The 15,422-nt window shown below is 66.8% G+C and carries 16 protein-coding genes; 6 read left to right on the top strand and 10 right to left on the bottom strand.

Translation table 11 applies throughout. The annotated features are described in order from the left end of the window. The first annotated feature begins 286 nt into the window (after positions 1 to 286). Positions 287 to 1,273, top strand: a complete 987-nt coding sequence (locus ACVILH_RS07285) for a GGDEF domain-containing protein (protein ID WP_456716895.1) — start codon at positions 287 to 289, stop codon at positions 1,271 to 1,273. Positions 1,274 to 1,295: 22 nt separating this feature from the next. Here the strand turns inward: ACVILH_RS07285 and ACVILH_RS07280 are convergent, their stop codons facing one another. Further along, a complete protein-coding gene (locus ACVILH_RS07280; protein ID WP_456712286.1) occupies positions 1,296 to 3,017 on the bottom strand; it encodes a sensor domain-containing diguanylate cyclase in 1,722 nt (573 codons plus the stop codon). 113 nt (positions 3,018 to 3,130) lie between these two features. Here ACVILH_RS07280 and ACVILH_RS07275 point away from each other — a divergent pair, with 113 nt between their 5' ends. Further along, a complete protein-coding gene (locus tag ACVILH_RS07275) occupies positions 3,131 to 3,814 on the top strand; it encodes a YggS family pyridoxal phosphate-dependent enzyme (protein WP_456712285.1) in 684 nt (227 codons plus the stop codon). Between the two features lie 24 nt (positions 3,815 to 3,838). On the opposite strand, the gene ACVILH_RS07270 is transcribed toward ACVILH_RS07275, so the two are convergent. Both ACVILH_RS07270 and ACVILH_RS07265 read right to left on the bottom strand, forming a co-directional pair. Continuing rightward, entirely contained in the window at positions 3,839 to 4,624 is a 786-nt protein-coding gene (locus ACVILH_RS07270) for a 2-keto-4-pentenoate hydratase (RefSeq protein ID WP_456712284.1), read from the bottom strand. A 20-nt stretch (positions 4,625 to 4,644) separates the two neighbouring features. Beyond that, entirely contained in the window at positions 4,645 to 5,166 is a 522-nt protein-coding gene (locus ACVILH_RS07265; protein WP_456716894.1) for a L,D-transpeptidase family protein, read from the bottom strand. A gap of 277 nt (positions 5,167 to 5,443) precedes the next feature. On the opposite strand from ACVILH_RS07265, the gene ACVILH_RS07260 reads away from it, so the two are divergent. Continuing rightward, the gene (locus ACVILH_RS07260) at positions 5,444 to 6,130 is read left to right on the top strand and encodes a response regulator transcription factor (protein ID WP_006612692.1); all 687 of its coding nucleotides are present in this window, start codon (positions 5,444 to 5,446) and stop codon (positions 6,128 to 6,130) included. Between the two features lie 66 nt (positions 6,131 to 6,196). Next, positions 6,197 to 6,640 carry a cyclic nucleotide-binding domain-containing protein gene (locus ACVILH_RS07255; RefSeq protein WP_456712283.1) on the top strand — a complete coding sequence of 148 codons (444 nt, stop codon included), beginning with the start codon at positions 6,197 to 6,199 and terminating at the stop codon, positions 6,638 to 6,640. A gap of 181 nt (positions 6,641 to 6,821) precedes the next feature. Here the strand turns inward: ACVILH_RS07255 and ACVILH_RS07250 are convergent, their stop codons facing one another. The 4 genes from ACVILH_RS07250 to rsmI form a co-directional block, all read right to left on the bottom strand. Further along, positions 6,822 to 7,637: an exodeoxyribonuclease III gene (locus ACVILH_RS07250; RefSeq protein ID WP_456712282.1), complete on the bottom strand. Its 816-nt coding sequence runs from the start codon at positions 7,635 to 7,637 to the stop codon at positions 6,822 to 6,824. Positions 7,638 to 7,746: 109 nt separating this feature from the next. After that, a complete protein-coding gene (gshB, locus tag ACVILH_RS07245; RefSeq protein WP_456712281.1) occupies positions 7,747 to 8,688 on the bottom strand; it encodes a glutathione synthase in 942 nt (313 codons plus the stop codon). 33 nt (positions 8,689 to 8,721) lie between these two features. Next, positions 8,722 to 9,162, bottom strand: a complete 441-nt coding sequence (locus ACVILH_RS07240) for a YraN family protein (protein ID WP_456712280.1) — start codon at positions 9,160 to 9,162, stop codon at positions 8,722 to 8,724. Further along, positions 9,149 to 10,108: a 16S rRNA (cytidine(1402)-2'-O)-methyltransferase gene (rsmI, locus tag ACVILH_RS07235; protein WP_456712279.1), complete on the bottom strand. Its 960-nt coding sequence runs from the start codon at positions 10,106 to 10,108 to the stop codon at positions 9,149 to 9,151. Before rsmI ends, ACVILH_RS07240 begins: the two co-directional genes overlap by 14 nt. Positions 10,109 to 10,412: 304 nt before the next feature. Between rsmI and ACVILH_RS07230 the strand changes: the two genes are divergently transcribed. After that, a complete protein-coding gene (locus ACVILH_RS07230) occupies positions 10,413 to 11,621 on the top strand; it encodes a penicillin-binding protein activator (protein ID WP_006612698.1) in 1,209 nt (402 codons plus the stop codon). 15 nt (positions 11,622 to 11,636) lie between these two features. Here ACVILH_RS07230 and hemW read toward each other — a convergent pair whose 3' ends face one another. From hemW to rph, 3 genes are read right to left on the bottom strand one after another with little or no spacing between them, the layout of a single operon-like run. Next, positions 11,637 to 12,794, bottom strand: coding sequence for a radical SAM family heme chaperone HemW (gene hemW / locus ACVILH_RS07225; protein WP_456712278.1), 1,158 nt, complete (start codon positions 12,792 to 12,794; stop codon positions 11,637 to 11,639). Next, positions 12,781 to 13,425, bottom strand: a complete 645-nt coding sequence (gene rdgB / locus ACVILH_RS07220; RefSeq protein WP_456712277.1) for an RdgB/HAM1 family non-canonical purine NTP pyrophosphatase — start codon at positions 13,423 to 13,425, stop codon at positions 12,781 to 12,783. The genes hemW and rdgB overlap by 14 nt, the downstream gene beginning before the upstream one ends. Then, positions 13,422 to 14,135 (bottom strand): ribonuclease PH, encoded by a 714-nt coding sequence (gene rph, locus ACVILH_RS07215; protein ID WP_456712276.1) that lies wholly within the window; start codon positions 14,133 to 14,135, stop codon positions 13,422 to 13,424. The genes rdgB and rph overlap by 4 nt, the downstream gene beginning before the upstream one ends. 162 nt (positions 14,136 to 14,297) lie before the next feature. On the opposite strand from rph, the gene hrcA reads away from it, so the two are divergent. Beyond that, complete coding sequence (gene hrcA, locus ACVILH_RS07210; RefSeq protein WP_456712275.1) at positions 14,298 to 15,386, top strand: heat-inducible transcriptional repressor HrcA; 1,089 nt, start codon at positions 14,298 to 14,300, stop codon at positions 15,384 to 15,386. The last annotated feature ends 36 nt before the right edge of the window (positions 15,387 to 15,422 follow it).

The following is a 15,422-nucleotide window of genomic DNA, read 5'->3' as shown; positions in this document are numbered from 1 at the left end:
AGACGGCGGACTAGGCCACAAAAGCGGCATGCGGGTCAATGGGGCGGCAGATGATGATACCATTTCGTGCAGCTGCTAAGCGACGGTAATTGCGAGTTTTTTTGCGCGCCTCGCCCGTACTGTCGAAGGTCCGATTGAGGCACGGTTAAGACTTGAATGGGAGGATGAGTGCATACATCCAGGCTTCTGCCCGCATCTGGGGTCACTCCACATCGTGTCCGGCGCTACGTACGACGAGCTTGACTTCGAGTACGCGACCACTGTCGCGGAAAAAGCCATGAAATCCATGGCACAACAGCGCGTGCCACCGACGCCTAACAACTTCCATCTGTGGTTCAAGTACTCACTCGGCTCGGCGTCGGATCTCAAGCGCGCGGTCGACATTCTCGTCAGCAACAAGCGCAAGTTCGACAAGACCACCAACCAGGCGCTGTTCGATACGTATATCGGCCAGCAGGGCACGGAAGCGGCTGTAGTCCACAAAGTCTCGCAGCAGTTGCATGGCGTGATGGACTCAGCCAAGAGCTATCTCACGGCTGCGATCGCCGACAACCGCACGCATATGGAGGCGATCGACGGCGTCGCCGAGCGCAGCGAGCAGGGCGTCGATCCGAAGATCCTGATCGAGAATCTCGTCAGCGAGCTGGCGCAGGCGACCGCACGCGCCGCCAAGCTGGAGGCGAGCTTCGCCGAGAAGTCGCGCGAGCTCGACACGATCAGGGACTCGCTGAATAAGTCGGAGCAGCGCGCGCGCACCGATACGCTCACCGGTCTGCCGAACCGTCGCGCGCTCGAAGAGTTCTTCCGCCATGTCCAGATCGCGGCGATGGAGCAGGACGAGCCGCTCAGCATTCTCCTGATCGACGTCGACCACTTCAAGAAGTTCAACGACAATTACGGCCACGGCGTCGGCGATCAGGTGCTGCGCCTCGTCGCCAAGGCGCTGCGCGAGCGCGTTCGCGACAAAGACCTGCCCGCGCGCTATGGCGGCGAGGAGCTGATCGCGGTGCTGCCGCAGACGGATCTCGAGGGCTGCACGGCGATCGCCGAGCGCATCCGCCGCACCATCGCGGATTGTCAGTTCACGCGGCGCTCGACCGGCGAGGTGCTGCCGCAGATCACGGTGTCGATCGGCGTCGGCCAGTTCCAGTTCGGTGAGTCCATGGCGGATCTGATCGATCGTTGCGACCGCGCGCTGTATCTCGCCAAGAAGCTCGGCCGCAACCGCGTGGTCACCGAGCTCGAGCTCGACCGCAAGCTGGCCGTCGGCTGATCACAGCGGACATCGCGCCGGCTTAGCCGGCGCGCGCAACGTCCCTGTTTTCGTCCGGGACATCGCCCAAGCCATCTTCGAAGCCATCCCCGAAACCATGGCCGACCACGGTGTTGCGTCCGCGATGCTTGGCGGCGTAGAGCGCGGCATCCGCCGCCTCGATCAGGTCGGCGGGCGTCAGGGATTCATTCGGCCGGGTCGAGGCGACGCCGACGCTGACGGTGACGCATTGATGCACCGAGGTCGCATGCGGCAGCTCCAGGTCGAGAACGGCTTCGCGCACCTGCTCGCCGATCACGAGCGCCTGCCTTGCGTTCAGGCCCGGCAGCAGCAGGCAGAACTCCTCACCGCCATAACGGCCGGCAAACGCGGTCGTGGCGCATGCAATCTGCGACAGCGTCTCGCCGAGGCGCGACAGGCAGGCGTCGCCTTCGGGATGACCATAGGTGTCGTTGTAGAGCTTGAAATGATCGACATCGATCATCAAGAGCGACAGGTCGGTGCCGGTCTGCTGCGCGCGGGTCCATTCGATGTCGATGCGATTCTGGAAGCCGCGGCGGTTGGCGAGGCCGGAGAGCATGTCGATCGACGCCATCACCGTCAGCCTGTCATTGGCGGCGACCAGCTCGCGCTCGCGCTGGCCGAGCTTGGCGGCCATCGCATTGAACGATTTCGCCAGCGGCAGGAACTCCGACGGCAGATGCTTGGTGGCGACGCGCGCCGACCAGTGGCCATGGCCGAAGCGCTTGGCGGTCGCCGCGAGCATGCTGACGGGCTTCACGATCAGCTTCTCGGCCGCGATCAATGCGCCGAGCAGCACGATCAGGCAGACTAGGCCGGCCTGCAGATAGGCGTTGCGGATCTCGCGGTCGATCGCGGCGGTGACGCGGGTCTCGTCGATGCTGACGATCAGGCGCGAGCCGCTGTCGGCGATGCGCGTGAAGGTGATCGCGCGCTTGGAGCCGTCGGCGGCCGTGAAGCTCAGCGTTTCCGTCGGCTTGCTCGAGCTCATCGCCGTCTCGGCGACGGCCGACAGCAGCGGCACGCTGTCGAGCGGCCGGCCGATCAGCTCAGTGCGATCGGCGGGTGCCGCCAGCACGGTTCCCTCGCTGTCGATCAGCACCGCCGTGATGCCCGGGCGGCCGCCAAGATTGCTCATGATCTTGGACATCCATTCCAGGTTCACGCTGGCGAGCATCACCGCATCCGGCTCGCCGGTGATCGCACCGACCGGATAGGCGGCCATCACGATCGGCATGTGCGTCGGCTTCGACAGCAGATAGTCGCTGAAGACGAAGTCGCGTGCTTCCTGGGCGCCGCGGAAATACGGCCGGTCGCTGAAATCGAGGCCGACATATTGATTGTTGGTCGAGCACTGGATGCGGCCGTCGCGGCCGGCGATCATCAAGGTGCGAATCCAGGGCAGCGTCGCCGGCAGGCTGGCGCGCATCATGTCGCAACTGCGGCTGATGCCGGTGGCCGACGCCCGGACATAGGCGGTCGACTTCAGCACCGTCTCCACCGACATGATGACCTCGCGCTGCATGTCGGCGCTTTGCCGGGCGAGAGCGAAGAATTCCTCGGAGGCGAGTGCGATCTGCCGGGTCCGGGCGCCTTCCAGCGACCGGGCGCGTTCCAACATCAGCGGCGCGACCAGGATGAGGGCGAGCAGCGCCAGGCGCGCGCGAATCCCCATCAGCCGGTTCAGCTTCACTCTATTGCGATTGAAGCGGATGCTTGGCATTTCTTTCCCCCACCCCCGGTCGGGCAAGGTAAGGGGAAGGGTTCAAGAACCCTTTCTCGAACTCCGTAAAATTGCAGCCAAACCCGTAAATCTACCGACCAACGGACGCCATCGTGACCGACGCATCGAATGCCGCCTCGTCCTCCACCTCCGCGCTCGCCGCCGTCGAGCAGGAGATCCTGCGCGCCTGCGCCGACGCCAAGCGCGATCGCGCCTCGGTGACCCTGATCGCGGTGTCGAAGACGTTCGCCGCCGACGCGATCGAGCCCGTCATCCTGGCCGGACAGCGCGAGTTCGGCGAAAACCGTGTTCAGGAGGCCAAAGGAAAATGGCCGGCGCTGATCGACGCGCATCCGGGCCTGGTGCTGCACCTGATCGGGCCGTTGCAATCCAACAAGGCGAAGGAGGCGGTGGCGCTGTTCGACGCCATCCATTCGGTCGATCGGCCGAGCCTCTGTACCGCGCTGGCCAAGGAGATCGCCGCTCAGGGCCGGCATCCCAAGCTGTTCGTCCAGATCAATACTGGCGAGGAGCCGCAGAAGGCCGGCATCGCGCCCGGCGATGCCGATGCGTTCATTGCCGCGTGCCGGAAGGATTATGGGCTCGAGATTTCCGGCCTGATGTGCATCCCGCCGGTCGACGAGGCGCCGGGCCCGCATTTCGCTCTGACGGCGAAGATCGCGGCCCGCAATGGTCTGGCCCATCTGTCGATGGGCATGAGCGCCGATTTCGCCACCGCCATCCAGTTCGGCGCCACCCATGTGCGGGTCGGCTCGGCGATCTTCGGGCACCGCTGAGAGCGATCGCTCTTCGTTGCTGGCCTATGCAAACCTGACCGACACGCGCCCGAGCTCGCCAAAATCCGCGTCCATCACGTCACCGCTGGCGATCGGCAGTGGCGGATGACAGGTTCCGGTCGTCACCACCTGCCCGGCCCGCGTCGTGATGCCGAGCGCGCTGAGCTCGTTGACCAGCCAGGCCAGGGCCACGCGGGGATCACCGAGCACGTTGCGGCCGTGGCCGATGAAGGTCTCGCCGCGCAGCGTGATGCGCGGCCGCTCCCCGACCAGGTCGCGGCTGCGCCAATCCACGCTGGCCGGCTCGCCGAGCACGAACAGATGCGCGCAGGCATTGTCGGCGATCAGCTGCGCCTCGCCGGCGCTGACGAAGTCGGCAAACCGCGAATCCGGGATCTCGATCGCCGGATGCAGCGTACCGACCGCGGCGAGCACCTCGGCGACATCATAAGGAGTCGGTCGTGGCGACAGGTCGACACGCAGGCGGAAGGCGAACTCCGGCTCGGCGACGCGCATCGCATTGCCGGCCATCGACGCGGTGCCGCCGACCGGCAGAACTGTTTCGGCGAGAATCCGCCCGGCCATCGGGCCGGCGACGTTGATGTGGCGCTGCCCGGCCTCGCTGGTGGCGGCGATCTTCCAGCCGAACAGCGGCTTGCCCGAGTGTTTTTCCAGCTCGGCCTGGATCGCATAGCCTTCCGCCCGGTCGCGCGGGCGCAGCTCCGGCGGAAGCTCCGAGAGCTTGCTGCCCTGTCGCCAGTGCGAGCGCAGGATCGCCGAGGCGCCGGCAGGCTGGTCGGTCGCGCGCATGATGTCCTCCCCCTCTCTTCTTATTCGATGACGATCCTGGTGAGCGGGCCGATCCTTTGCAACAGCATGAGCATCGCCGGCCGGGTCATCGCCACGCAGCCGGCGGTCGGACCGAAATGCGGCCGCGCCAGATGCAGGAACACGGCGCTGCCGCGGCCCGCAATCCGGGGCCTGGTGTTGTGGTCGATCTCAATGATGAAGTCGTAGAGATGGTCAGGGCGAGCCAACCTGTCGCCGGGCTGGTCGCCGCGCAGCCGGATCGGCTGATTGTAATGCCGGTCGGCGGGATCCTCGCACCAGGCATCTTCGGGACCGATCCGTCGCACCGGGAGCAAGGTTTGCGGACGCGGATGCCGGTCGGCGCGCCACCACAGCCGGCGCGGGTAGAATGTGCCGCGCGGGGTGCCGCCATCACCCTCGCGCTTGTTGGCCAGGATGCCGCCGCGGCCGAGCGCCACCGGGATGACATGGCCCCAGATCTGGAGCCAACCGCGCTGCCTTGACCCGGCCTTGCTGCGAATCGAGATCAGGCTCGCTGGCATACCAATGTACCTCGTCCATAAAGAGATGAAACAACGTGCCTTTTCATTGCCATGCATTGCCCGGCAATTGCCTTAATGTCGGCGAATGGTCCGCGGCGACGGTCGAACGGGACATTCATCGCATTCCCTGCCCAATTCTGGAGTAGAGTGGCTGCCGCTTGTGAATCGGTAACAGCCCCCTACTTCAAGACGGAACAGGGCTCATGAGCCTGTTTGCCCACCGCTGCGGCGCCCACTTCCCGCATTCCCGCCGGGCGCCACCAAGAGGATTGTACCTATGGCCAATGCCCGCAAGATCCTGATCGTGGACGACGACACCGATCTGCGCGACACCCTGATGGAGCAGCTCTCGCTGCATGACGAATTCGAGGCTCAGGCCGTCGACACCGGCGCCAAGGGCGCCAGCGCAGCCAAGGCGAACTCGCCCGATCTGGTCCTGATGGATGTCGGCCTGCCCGACACCGACGGCCGCGAGGTGGTGCGTAGCTTGCGTAAGGGCGGCTTCAAGGCCCCGATCATCATGCTGACCGGGCACGACACGGATTCGGATACGATCCTCGGCCTGGAGTCCGGCGCCAATGACTACGTCGCCAAGCCTTTCCGTTTTGCCGTGCTGCTCGCGCGCATCCGCGCTCAGCTCCGCCAGCACGAGGCCAGCGAGGACGCGGTGTTCTCAGTCGGCCCGTACAGCTTCCGGCCCGGCTCGAAGATGCTGACCGGCGCCAATGCCCGCAAGGTCCGCCTCACCGAGAAGGAAACCGCGATCCTGCGCTTCCTGTACCGTGCCGGCCAGCAGCCGGTGTCGCGCGAGACCCTGCTGCAGGAAGTCTGGGGCTACAATTCCGGCGTCACCACCCACACGCTGGAGACCCATATTTACCGTCTCCGCCAGAAAATCGAGAAAGATGCCGCCAATCCAGAGATTCTGGTGACGGAGGCCGGTGGCTACAAGTTGGTGCCGTGATACGGTTCGGGGATGGCGGTCTGCCGTCTATGATATTGGTTCCATTTCGCCTTCCCCGGGCCCTTTATGTCGATCGAAGACGATATTGCGCTGTTGGAGCGCGTCCCGACCCTGCGTCTGTTGGGAAGCGATTCGCTGCGCATGATCGCGATCGGCTCCGAGCCGCGTAACATCCAGAACGGCGAGACCCTGTTCCGCGAGGGCGACACGGCCGATTGCGGCTATGTCGTCCAGCGCGGCAAGCTGCGCATCAGCGACGAGGTCGGCGCCGAGATCGTCGCCACGCCGACCATGCTGATCGGCGAATTGGCGCTGCTGGTCGAGATGCGGCGGCCGGCGACGGCGACCGCGCTCGAATATTCCACCGTGGTGCGGATCTCGCGCAGTCTGTTTCAGCGCGTGCTTGAGAGCGACGCCATGGCGGCGCGCCGCCTGCGCGACGAGTTCGCCCACCGCGCCAACCGCATCGCCAACGACATCCTGATGGCCGGCGCGAAGCTGACGTCGTGACGTCTTCACCTCTCCCGAAGGGAGAGTCGGATGGCATCGCCAGATGCCATCCGGGTGAGGGGTTAAGGTCTATCGATATGCGCGCAAGCCCCCTCACCCGGCGCTGCGCGCCGACCTCTCCCCGGTGGGGAGAGGTGGAGCTTGTGGCCGCTCGCGGGTTTCACCAATTCCCAGCCAAGTCCTACACGTCCAGCGTCACCGTGACCGGCACGTGATCGGACGGCCGCTCCCAGCTGCGGGCGTCGCGCAGGATGCTGAAATCGGCGACGCGGTCCTTCAGCGCCCGTGACACCCAGATGTGGTCGAGCCGGCGGCCGCGATTGCCGACGGTCCAGTCGGCGGCGCGGTAGCTCCACCAGGTGTAGACCTTCTCCGACATCGGGATGCGCTCGCGCGCGACGTCCACCCATTCGCCATGGGTCTGCGCCGCCAACAGCTTCTCGCATTCGATCGGCGTGTGCGAGACCACCTTCAGAAGCTGCTTGTGCGACCAGACGTCGTGCTCATGCGGCGCGACGTTGAGATCGCCGACCAGGATGTGGCGGTCGTCGCCGCGCGGATGCAGCGGCTCGCACGCCTTCATCTCGTCGAGGAATTGCAGCTTGTGCTCGAACTTCGGATTGAGCGCGGGATCGGGAATGTCGCCGCCGGCCGGCACGTAGAAATTATGCAGCACCAACGGCTGCGCGAGCTGCGCCCTCTCGCCGAACGCCACGGTGATGTGGCGGGAATCCACCTTGTCGCAGAAGGTGCGGACGTCCGTCGTCTCGAACGGCCATTTCGAGATCACGGCGACGCCGTGATAGCCCTTCTGCCCGTTCAGCGCGATGTGCTCATAGCCCAGCCGCTTGAAGCGCTTCAGCGGGAAGGCATCGTCGATGCACTTCGTTTCCTGCAGGCACAGCACATCGGGCCGGACCTGCTTGATGAACTTTGCGACGAGATCGATGCGCAGGCGCACCGAATTGATGTTCCAGGTGGTCAGGACGAGACGCATGAGATCTGCGATAGCATGAATTGCACTGGCGTCAGCGCCCGGAGCTTTGGCGCGGCGCAGCCGAATGACTGCACCATCAGGGCTTTTCCCCAGCTAACTGGGATTGCGATCAACCCCGCTTGGCCTCGATCACGTCCCACACACGCGCGGCGATATCGGGGCCGCCGAGCCGGGCGATCGCGCGGATGCCGGTCGGCGAGGTCACGTTGATCTCGGTGAGATTGCCGTCGATGACGTCGATGCCGACCAGCAGCAGGCCGCGCGCACGCAGCTCCGGGCCGAGCGTATCGCAGATCTCGCGCTCGCGCGGGCTGAGATCGGTGGCCTGCGCGGCACCACCGCGGACCATGTTGGAGCGCAGATCATCGGCCGCGGGCACGCGGTTGACGGCGCCGGCGAACTCGCCGTCGACCAGGATGATGCGCTTGTCGCCGTGCTTCACCTCGGGGAGGAAACGCTGGATCACCCAGGGCTCCTTGAACGTCACGGAGAACATGTCGAACAGCGAGCCGAAATTCATGTCCTGCGGCATCACGCGAAACACCGCCGCGCCGCCATGGCCATGCAGAGGCTTCATCACCACGGCGCCGTGCTGATCGCGGAAGGCGTTGATCTCGTCGAGATCGCGCGAGATCAGGGTCGGCGGCATCAGCTGCGGGAAATTCATCACGAACAGCTTTTCCGGCGCATTGCGCACGCTGGCGGGGTCGTTGACCACCAGCGTCTTCGGATGGATGCGCTCGAGGAAATGCGTCGAGGTGATGTAGGCGAGATCGAACGGCGGGTCCTGGCGCAGCAGCACGACGTCGAACGAGGTGAGCGCGGTCGGCTTCGGCTCGCCGAGCGTGAAGTGATCGCCGACCTCGTCGCGCACCGTCAGCGCCTGTACCGGCGCGACCACCTCCTCGCCGCGCAGCGACAGCTTGTCGGGCGTGTAGTAGCTCAGGCCGTGCCCGCGCCGCTGCGCCTCGAGCAGCATCGCAAACGTCGAGTCGCCGCGGATGTTGATGCGCGCGATCGGGTCCATCTGGACGGCGACATTCAGTTTCATGGGCAGGTCCCTGCTCTCTGCAGTCGGTTCATGTCAGGTGCTGGCGTCGAAGGCTGCGATCAGATGGCGCGGCAGGCTGCGCGGCGCAACCAGAATCGCGTCGAAGCGCAGCTCCAATTCGGCATGGTCGGGATGCGCCATCAGCCAGGCCTGCGCGGCATCGATGATGCGCTGCTGCTGGCGCGGCGTCACCGCGTAAGCCGCGTCGTCGAGCGAGGCGCGCGCCTTGACCTCGACGAAGGCGACCAGGCCGCGCTTGCGCGCGATGAGGTCGATCTCGCCATGCGGTGTGCGGAAGCGCTTGGCCAGGATGCGGTAGCCCTTGGCGATCAGCAGCGCCGCGGCGCGCGCCTCCGCCGACAGGCCGGTGCGGAAGGCGGCGACGCGCTCCGGCGCGGCGGTCTTGGTCGCAGCGGTCTTGGGCGCAGCGGTCTTGGCCGGCTTATCGGGCTTGGCACGCTCAGTCCGCGCCATCGGCCTCTCCCGACTGCGCGTCCTTCGCAAGTGCCAGCGCACGCGCATAGACCTCGCGGCGCGGCCGGCGCGACAGCTCGACGGCATGCATCACGGCATCTTTCACGCTCGACCGTTGCAGGAGATCCGTGAGCAGTGCGTCGACGGCGGTGTCGGTCATGACCTCGGCGTCGCGCGGCGCCGGCCCGATCACCAGCACGAATTCGCCGCGCGTCTCGAGCTCGTCGGCGCGTGCGGCGAGCTCGCCGGTCGTGCCGCGCAGCACTTCCTCGTGCAGCTTGGTCAGCTCGCGGCAGATCGCGGCCTGTCGTCCCGCCACGGCGTCGGCGAGATCGGCCAGCGTCTCCTGCACGCGGCTGCCTGCTTCGAACACCACCAGCGTGGCCTCGACGCGGGCCAGCTCCGACAGCCGCGTGCGCCGCGCCTGCTGCTTCGCCGGAAGAAAGCCTTCGAAGAAGAACCGGTCGGTCGGCAGCGCCGCGACGCTCAGCGCGGCGAGCACCGCGGAGGGGCCCGGCAACGCCGTGACGGCGTGACCGGCCTCGCATGCGGCGCGCACCAGCTTGTAGCCGGGATCGGAGATCAGCGGCGTGCCGGCGTCCGACACCAGCGCAATGGCCGCGCCCTCGGCGAGGCGCTGCAGGATCTTCGGCCGGACCGCTTCGGCGTTGTGCTCGTGATAGGCGGCAAGCTCGGCGCCGAGGCCGTAGCGCTCCGCCAGCCGCCGCGTGATTCGCGTGTCCTCGCAGAAGATGACGTCAGCGCCGGCCAGCGTTTCCAGCGCGCGCAAGGTGACGTCGCCGAGATTGCCGATCGGCGTCGCCACCAGATGCAGGCCCGGCCGGGCCCGCGGCGCCGCGATGCGATGCCCCGCCACCAGATAGGTCCACGCGGTGGAAGATTTGCCGTCGTCCGGCAAGATGTTCGGGATTGCCTTGGCGCCCATGCGGGTAATTTAAAGGGCCGGGCGGGGGAATGCCACCGGGGAACAGTGGTTCTATGAATGTGAAGGGCCAACCAGCACGGCCAGCCGCGCTGTTCATCGGAGCTTCAACTTCGAAAATGCACTTCAAAGGGCATTGATCCCAACAGGGGATAGGCCGTGCAAAACGTCGATTTGATATCGGGTGTGGTTCTGACAGCCTTTTGTTTTGCTTAACTATTCGTCGACAATATGAGTGAATCAGCACGGCCTGGGGGACGTGCGGTTGGGGAACTTCTGGCCGCTTCCGGCCGAACGTAGAGATGTCATGGTGGGCCCGCGTCATCCCAGTTCTCACGCTCCGGGACCCCATGGGGTTGCCCGGCGAACCGCGCTTGGCCTGATCCTCGGCGCACCGCTGCTGTCGGCCTGCTCCAATGTGCAGCAGGGCTTCAATCCGTTCGAGACGCCGACCGGGCCATCCGGCCCGCCGCAGCAGCCGGCTGTCGCGGGCAATGGCCAGGTCAAGGTCGGACTGATCCTGCCGCTGTCCGCCTCCGGCAATGCCGGCGTGGCCGCGCAATCAATGAAGAACGCGGCCGAGATGGCGCTCGCCGAGTTTCAGAACCCCAACATCCAGCTGCTGATCAAGGACGACGCCGGTAGTCCGCAAGGCGCGCAGCAAGGGGCGCAGCAGGCCTGCGACGAAGGCGCGGAGATCCTGCTCGGGCCGCTGTTCGCAGGCTCGGTGCCGCCGACCGCCCAGGTCGCGCGCACGCGCAACATCTCGGTGATCGCGTTCTCGACCGATTCGAGCGTGGCCGGCCGCGGCGTGTATCTGTTGAGCTTCCTGCCGGAGTCCGATGCGACGCGTATCGTCGACTACTCGGCCGGCGTCGGCAAACGCTCCTTCGCGGCGCTGCTGCCCGACAATGCCTACGGCACCGTGGTCGAAGGCGCGTTCAAGACCGCGGTCAGCCGCCGCGGCGGGCGCATCGTGGCGTTCGAGAAATATGCCGGCGACCGCACCATGGCGGTGCGCGCGGTCGCGCAGGCGCTGAGCGGCGCCGATGCGCTGCTGCTGGCCGATGACGGCGAATCCGTCGTCGCGACCGCGGATGCGCTGACGGCGGCCGGCGCGAACCTGCGCGCCGTCCAGCTGCTCGGCACCGGTCTGTGGGACAATCCGCGCGTCTACAACAGCGCCAGCCTGCAGGGCGGCCTCTACGCCGCCCCGGATCCCTCGGGCTTCCGTGCCTTCGCCGGCCGCTACCGCACGCGCTTCGGCGGCGATCCCGTGCGCACGGCGACCTTGGCCTATGACGCGGTGGCGCTGGTCGCAGCATTGGCGCGCACGCAAGGCGCGCAACGCTTTGCGCCGGACGTGCTGACCAACGCCTCCGGCTTCGCCGGCATCGACGGCCTGTTCCGTTTCCGCAGCGACGGCACCAATGAGCGCGGCCTCGCGGTGATGCGCGTCGGCTCTGGCGGCGGCCAAGCAGTCGCCGGCGCGCCGAAGAGTTTTAGCGCGACCTAAGGACGAGTACGTTCGTCAGGCAGCGAGATCGGCAACGACGGCGTCGAGCACAGGAAAGCCGTCCTGCGTCACGCGCAACCGGCCGTCCGGCTCGACGGCGATCGCGCCCTCCTCGCGCAGCAGCGCGATGCGGCGCGGATCGAGCGAGCGGCCGGAGATCGCGGCATAGCGCTTGGGATCGATGCCCTCGCGGAGACGCAGCCCCATCAGCAGGAATTCGTCGGCGCGCTCCTCGCTGTTGAGCAGATCATCGGTCATCACGCCGTGTCCGTTGGATTCGACGCGCATAAGCCAGGCTTCGGGCCGCTTGTCGGTCGCGGTGGCGTGCCGGACGCCGTCGATGTCGAGCCGGCCGTGGGCACCGGGGCCGATGCCGGCATATTCCTGGCCGCGCCAATAGACGAGGTTGTGCCGGCACTCCGCGCCGGCACGCGCGTGGTTGGAGATCTCATAGGCTGGCAGGCCGTGACGCGCGCAGATCTCCTGCGTCACGTCGTAGAGCGTACGTGAGAGACCCTCGTCCGGCGTCTTCAGCTTGCCGGCCGCGTGCAGGCCGTAGAACGGCGTGCCCTCTTCGATCGTCAGCTGATACAGCGACAGATGCTCCGCCGCCTCGCCGATCGCGCGCGACAGCTCCTCGGTCCACATGGCCGGCGTCTGGTCGGGCCGCGCATAGATCAGGTCGAACGAATAGCGGTCGAACGCGCCGCGCGCGATCGCCACCGCCTTCATCGCCTCCTCGGCCGTGTGCAGCCGTCCGAGCATCTTCAGCGACGCATCGTCCATCGCCTGGACGCCGAGCGAGACGCGGTTGACCCCGGCTGCGCGATAGCCCGCAAACCGCGTCGCCTCGACGCTGGTCGGATTGGCTTCCAGCGACACCTCGACATCATCTGCGACATGCCAGTGCTTGCCGATCGCGTCCAGAATGGCGCCGACCGTCTGCGGCTGCATCAGCGACGGCGTGCCGCCGCCGAGAAAGATCGAGCTGACGGTGCGCGGCCCAATGCGGGCGGCGGTGCTGGCGATCTCCTGCGCAAAGGCGCGAGCAAAGCGGTCCTGGTCGATGGCGGCGTGGCGGACGTGGCTGTTGAAGTCGCAATACGGACATTTCGACAGGCAGAACGGCCAGTGCACATAGACGCCGAACGCTTCGCTGTCAGCGCTGCTCAAGACAGATCTCCGCGAGCTTCACGAAGGCGCGCGCCCGGTGCGACAGGCCGAGGCCAAGCGGCGGCAGCCCGTGCTTCTCGAGGCTGGTCATCTCGCCGAAGGTGCGATCATGGCCATCGGGGAGAAACATCGGGTCGTAGCCGAAACCGGCGGTGCCGCGCGGCGGCCAGACCAGGGTGCCGTCGACGCGCGCCTCGACCTCCTCGATGTGCCCATCCGGCCAGGCCACGCACAGCGCCGAGACGAAATGCGCGGTGCGCTTGTCGGCGCTGGTGGCGCCGCGCTCCTGCAGCAGCCGCTCGATCTGGGCCATCGCTGCACCGAAATCCTTGCCCGGGCCGGCCCAGCGCGCCGAGTAGATGCCCGGCGCTCCGTCGAGCGCATGGACGACGATGCCGGAGTCGTCGGCGAAGGCCGGCAGCTGCGCGGCTTCCGCGGCGGCCACAGCCTTGATCCGCGCATTGGCCTGGAACGTGTCGCCGGTCTCCTCCGGCTCGCCCAATCCCAGCTCGCCGGCCGAGACGGCCTCCACGCCATGCGGCGCGAGCAGCTCGCGCATCTCCACGAGCTTGCCGGCATTGTGGGTCGCGATGACGATGCGCCCGGTGATCTGGCGATGGTTGCTGCTCACGCGACCGCCAGCTTCTGCAGATCGACCAGCCGGGCGACGCCCTTGCGCGCCAGCGCCATCAGCGCCAGGAACTCGGCCTCGGTGAACGGCGTCTTCTCCGCCGTGCCCTGCACCTCGATGATGCGGCCATCGCCGGTCATGACGAAATTGGCGTCGGTCTCAGCCTCGGAATCCTCGGCATAGTCGAGGTCGAGCACCGGCGTGCCGTTGTAGATGCCGCAGGAGATCGCGGCGACATTGTCGCGCAGCACCTCGGTCTTGATCATGTTGCGCGCCTTCATCCACTTGATGCAGTCGGCGAGCGCAACCCAGGCGCCAGTGATCGAGGCCGTCCGGGTGCCGCCATCGGCCTGCAGCACGTCACAGTCGACCGTGATCTGGCGCTCGCCGAGTGCCTCCAGGTCGATCGCGGTGCGCAGCGAGCGGCCGATCAGGCGCTGGATCTCGACCGTGCGGCCGGTCTGCTTGCCGGAGGAGGCCTCGCGGCGGGTGCGCTCCAGGGTGGCGCGCGGCAGCATGCCGTATTCGGCGGTGATCCAGCCGCGCCCCTGGCCCTTGAGCCAGGGCGGCAGCCGGTCCTCCAGGGTCGCGGTCACCAGCACATGGGTGTCGCCGAACTTCACCAGGCAGGAGCCCTCGGCGTATTTGACGACGCCGCGTTCCAGGCTCACAGGCCGCAATTCATCCGGTGCACGGCGGCTCGGCCGCATGATTCTCTCCGTGGAAAAGGCAAAAGACGGGGTTAAACGGCCTTGTAGGTGTCGAGCCCCGCAGCGGCAAGGCCTATCACGCCGGAACACGCCCACAAGACCGGCTTGCCACCGAGCCGCCGCATGGCCAAATTATATGCAGATGGGTGAGGAGGATATCTGGTGGCCCACCACGATCCGATCAACCTGATGACACCGCCGGCGGGGCTCGCGCAGCTCAATGAGCGCTCGCGCGAGATCTTCCGCCAGATCGTCGAGAGCTATCTCGCGACCGGCGAGCCGGTCGGCTCGCGCAACATCTCGCGCCTGATCGCGGTTCCCTTGTCGCCGGCCTCCGTGCGCAACGTGATGGCCGACCTGGAGCAGCTCGGCCTGATCTACGCGCCGCACACCTCGGCCGGCCGGCTGCCGACCGAAGCCGGCCTGCGCTTCTTCGTCGACGCCCTGATGCAGGTCGGCGACATGACGGAAGCCGAGCGGCAGTCGATCCAGAGCCAGCTTGCCGCGGTCGGCCGCGCACAGTCGGTCGAGGCCGCGCTGGACGAGGCGTTGACGCGGTTGTCCGGCCTGACCCGTGCCGCCGCCGTGGTGCTCACGGCGAAATCGAACACGCGGCTGAAGCACATCGAGTTCGTGCGGCTGGAGCCGGAGCAGGCGCTCGTCGTGCTGGTCGGCGAGGACGGCCAGGTCGAGAACCGCGTGCTGACCTTGCCGCCGGGCGTGCCCTCGTCGGCGCTGACCGAAGCCTCGAACTTTCTCAATGCGCGGATCCGCGGACGCACGCTGGCGGAGGCGCGGCTGGAGCTCGAGACGGCGCTCGCGGCCGATCGCGCCGAGCTCGATCAACTGACGCAGAAGGTCATCGCGGCCGGTGTCGCGAGCTGGTCCGGCGGCGACAGCGACGATCGTCAGCTGATCGTGCGCGGCCACGCCAATCTGCTCGAAGATTTGCACGCGCTCGAGGATCTCGAGCGTGTCCGCCGGTTGTTCGACGATCTCGAGACCAAGCGCGGCGTCGTCGATCTGCTCGGGCGCGCGGAGAGCGCCGAGGGCGTGCGCATCTTCATCGGCTCGGAGAACAAGCTGTTCTCGCTGTCGGGCTCGTCGACGATCGTGTCGCCTTATTCGGATGCGACGGGACGCATCGTCGGCGTGCTCGGCGTCATCGGTCCGACACGGCTGAACTATGCCCGCGTCATTCCGACGGTCGATTATGCCGCCCGCCTGCTCAGCCGGCTGATGGGTGGCTGATCTCGAACATGGTTAATCCGACGCCGGCGCCGCCGT

This window comes from Bradyrhizobium sp. USDA 4353, from assembly GCF_054063215.1.
Note: the sequence above shows the minus strand (reverse complement) of the source record. Positions and strands in the feature narration are given on the sequence as shown.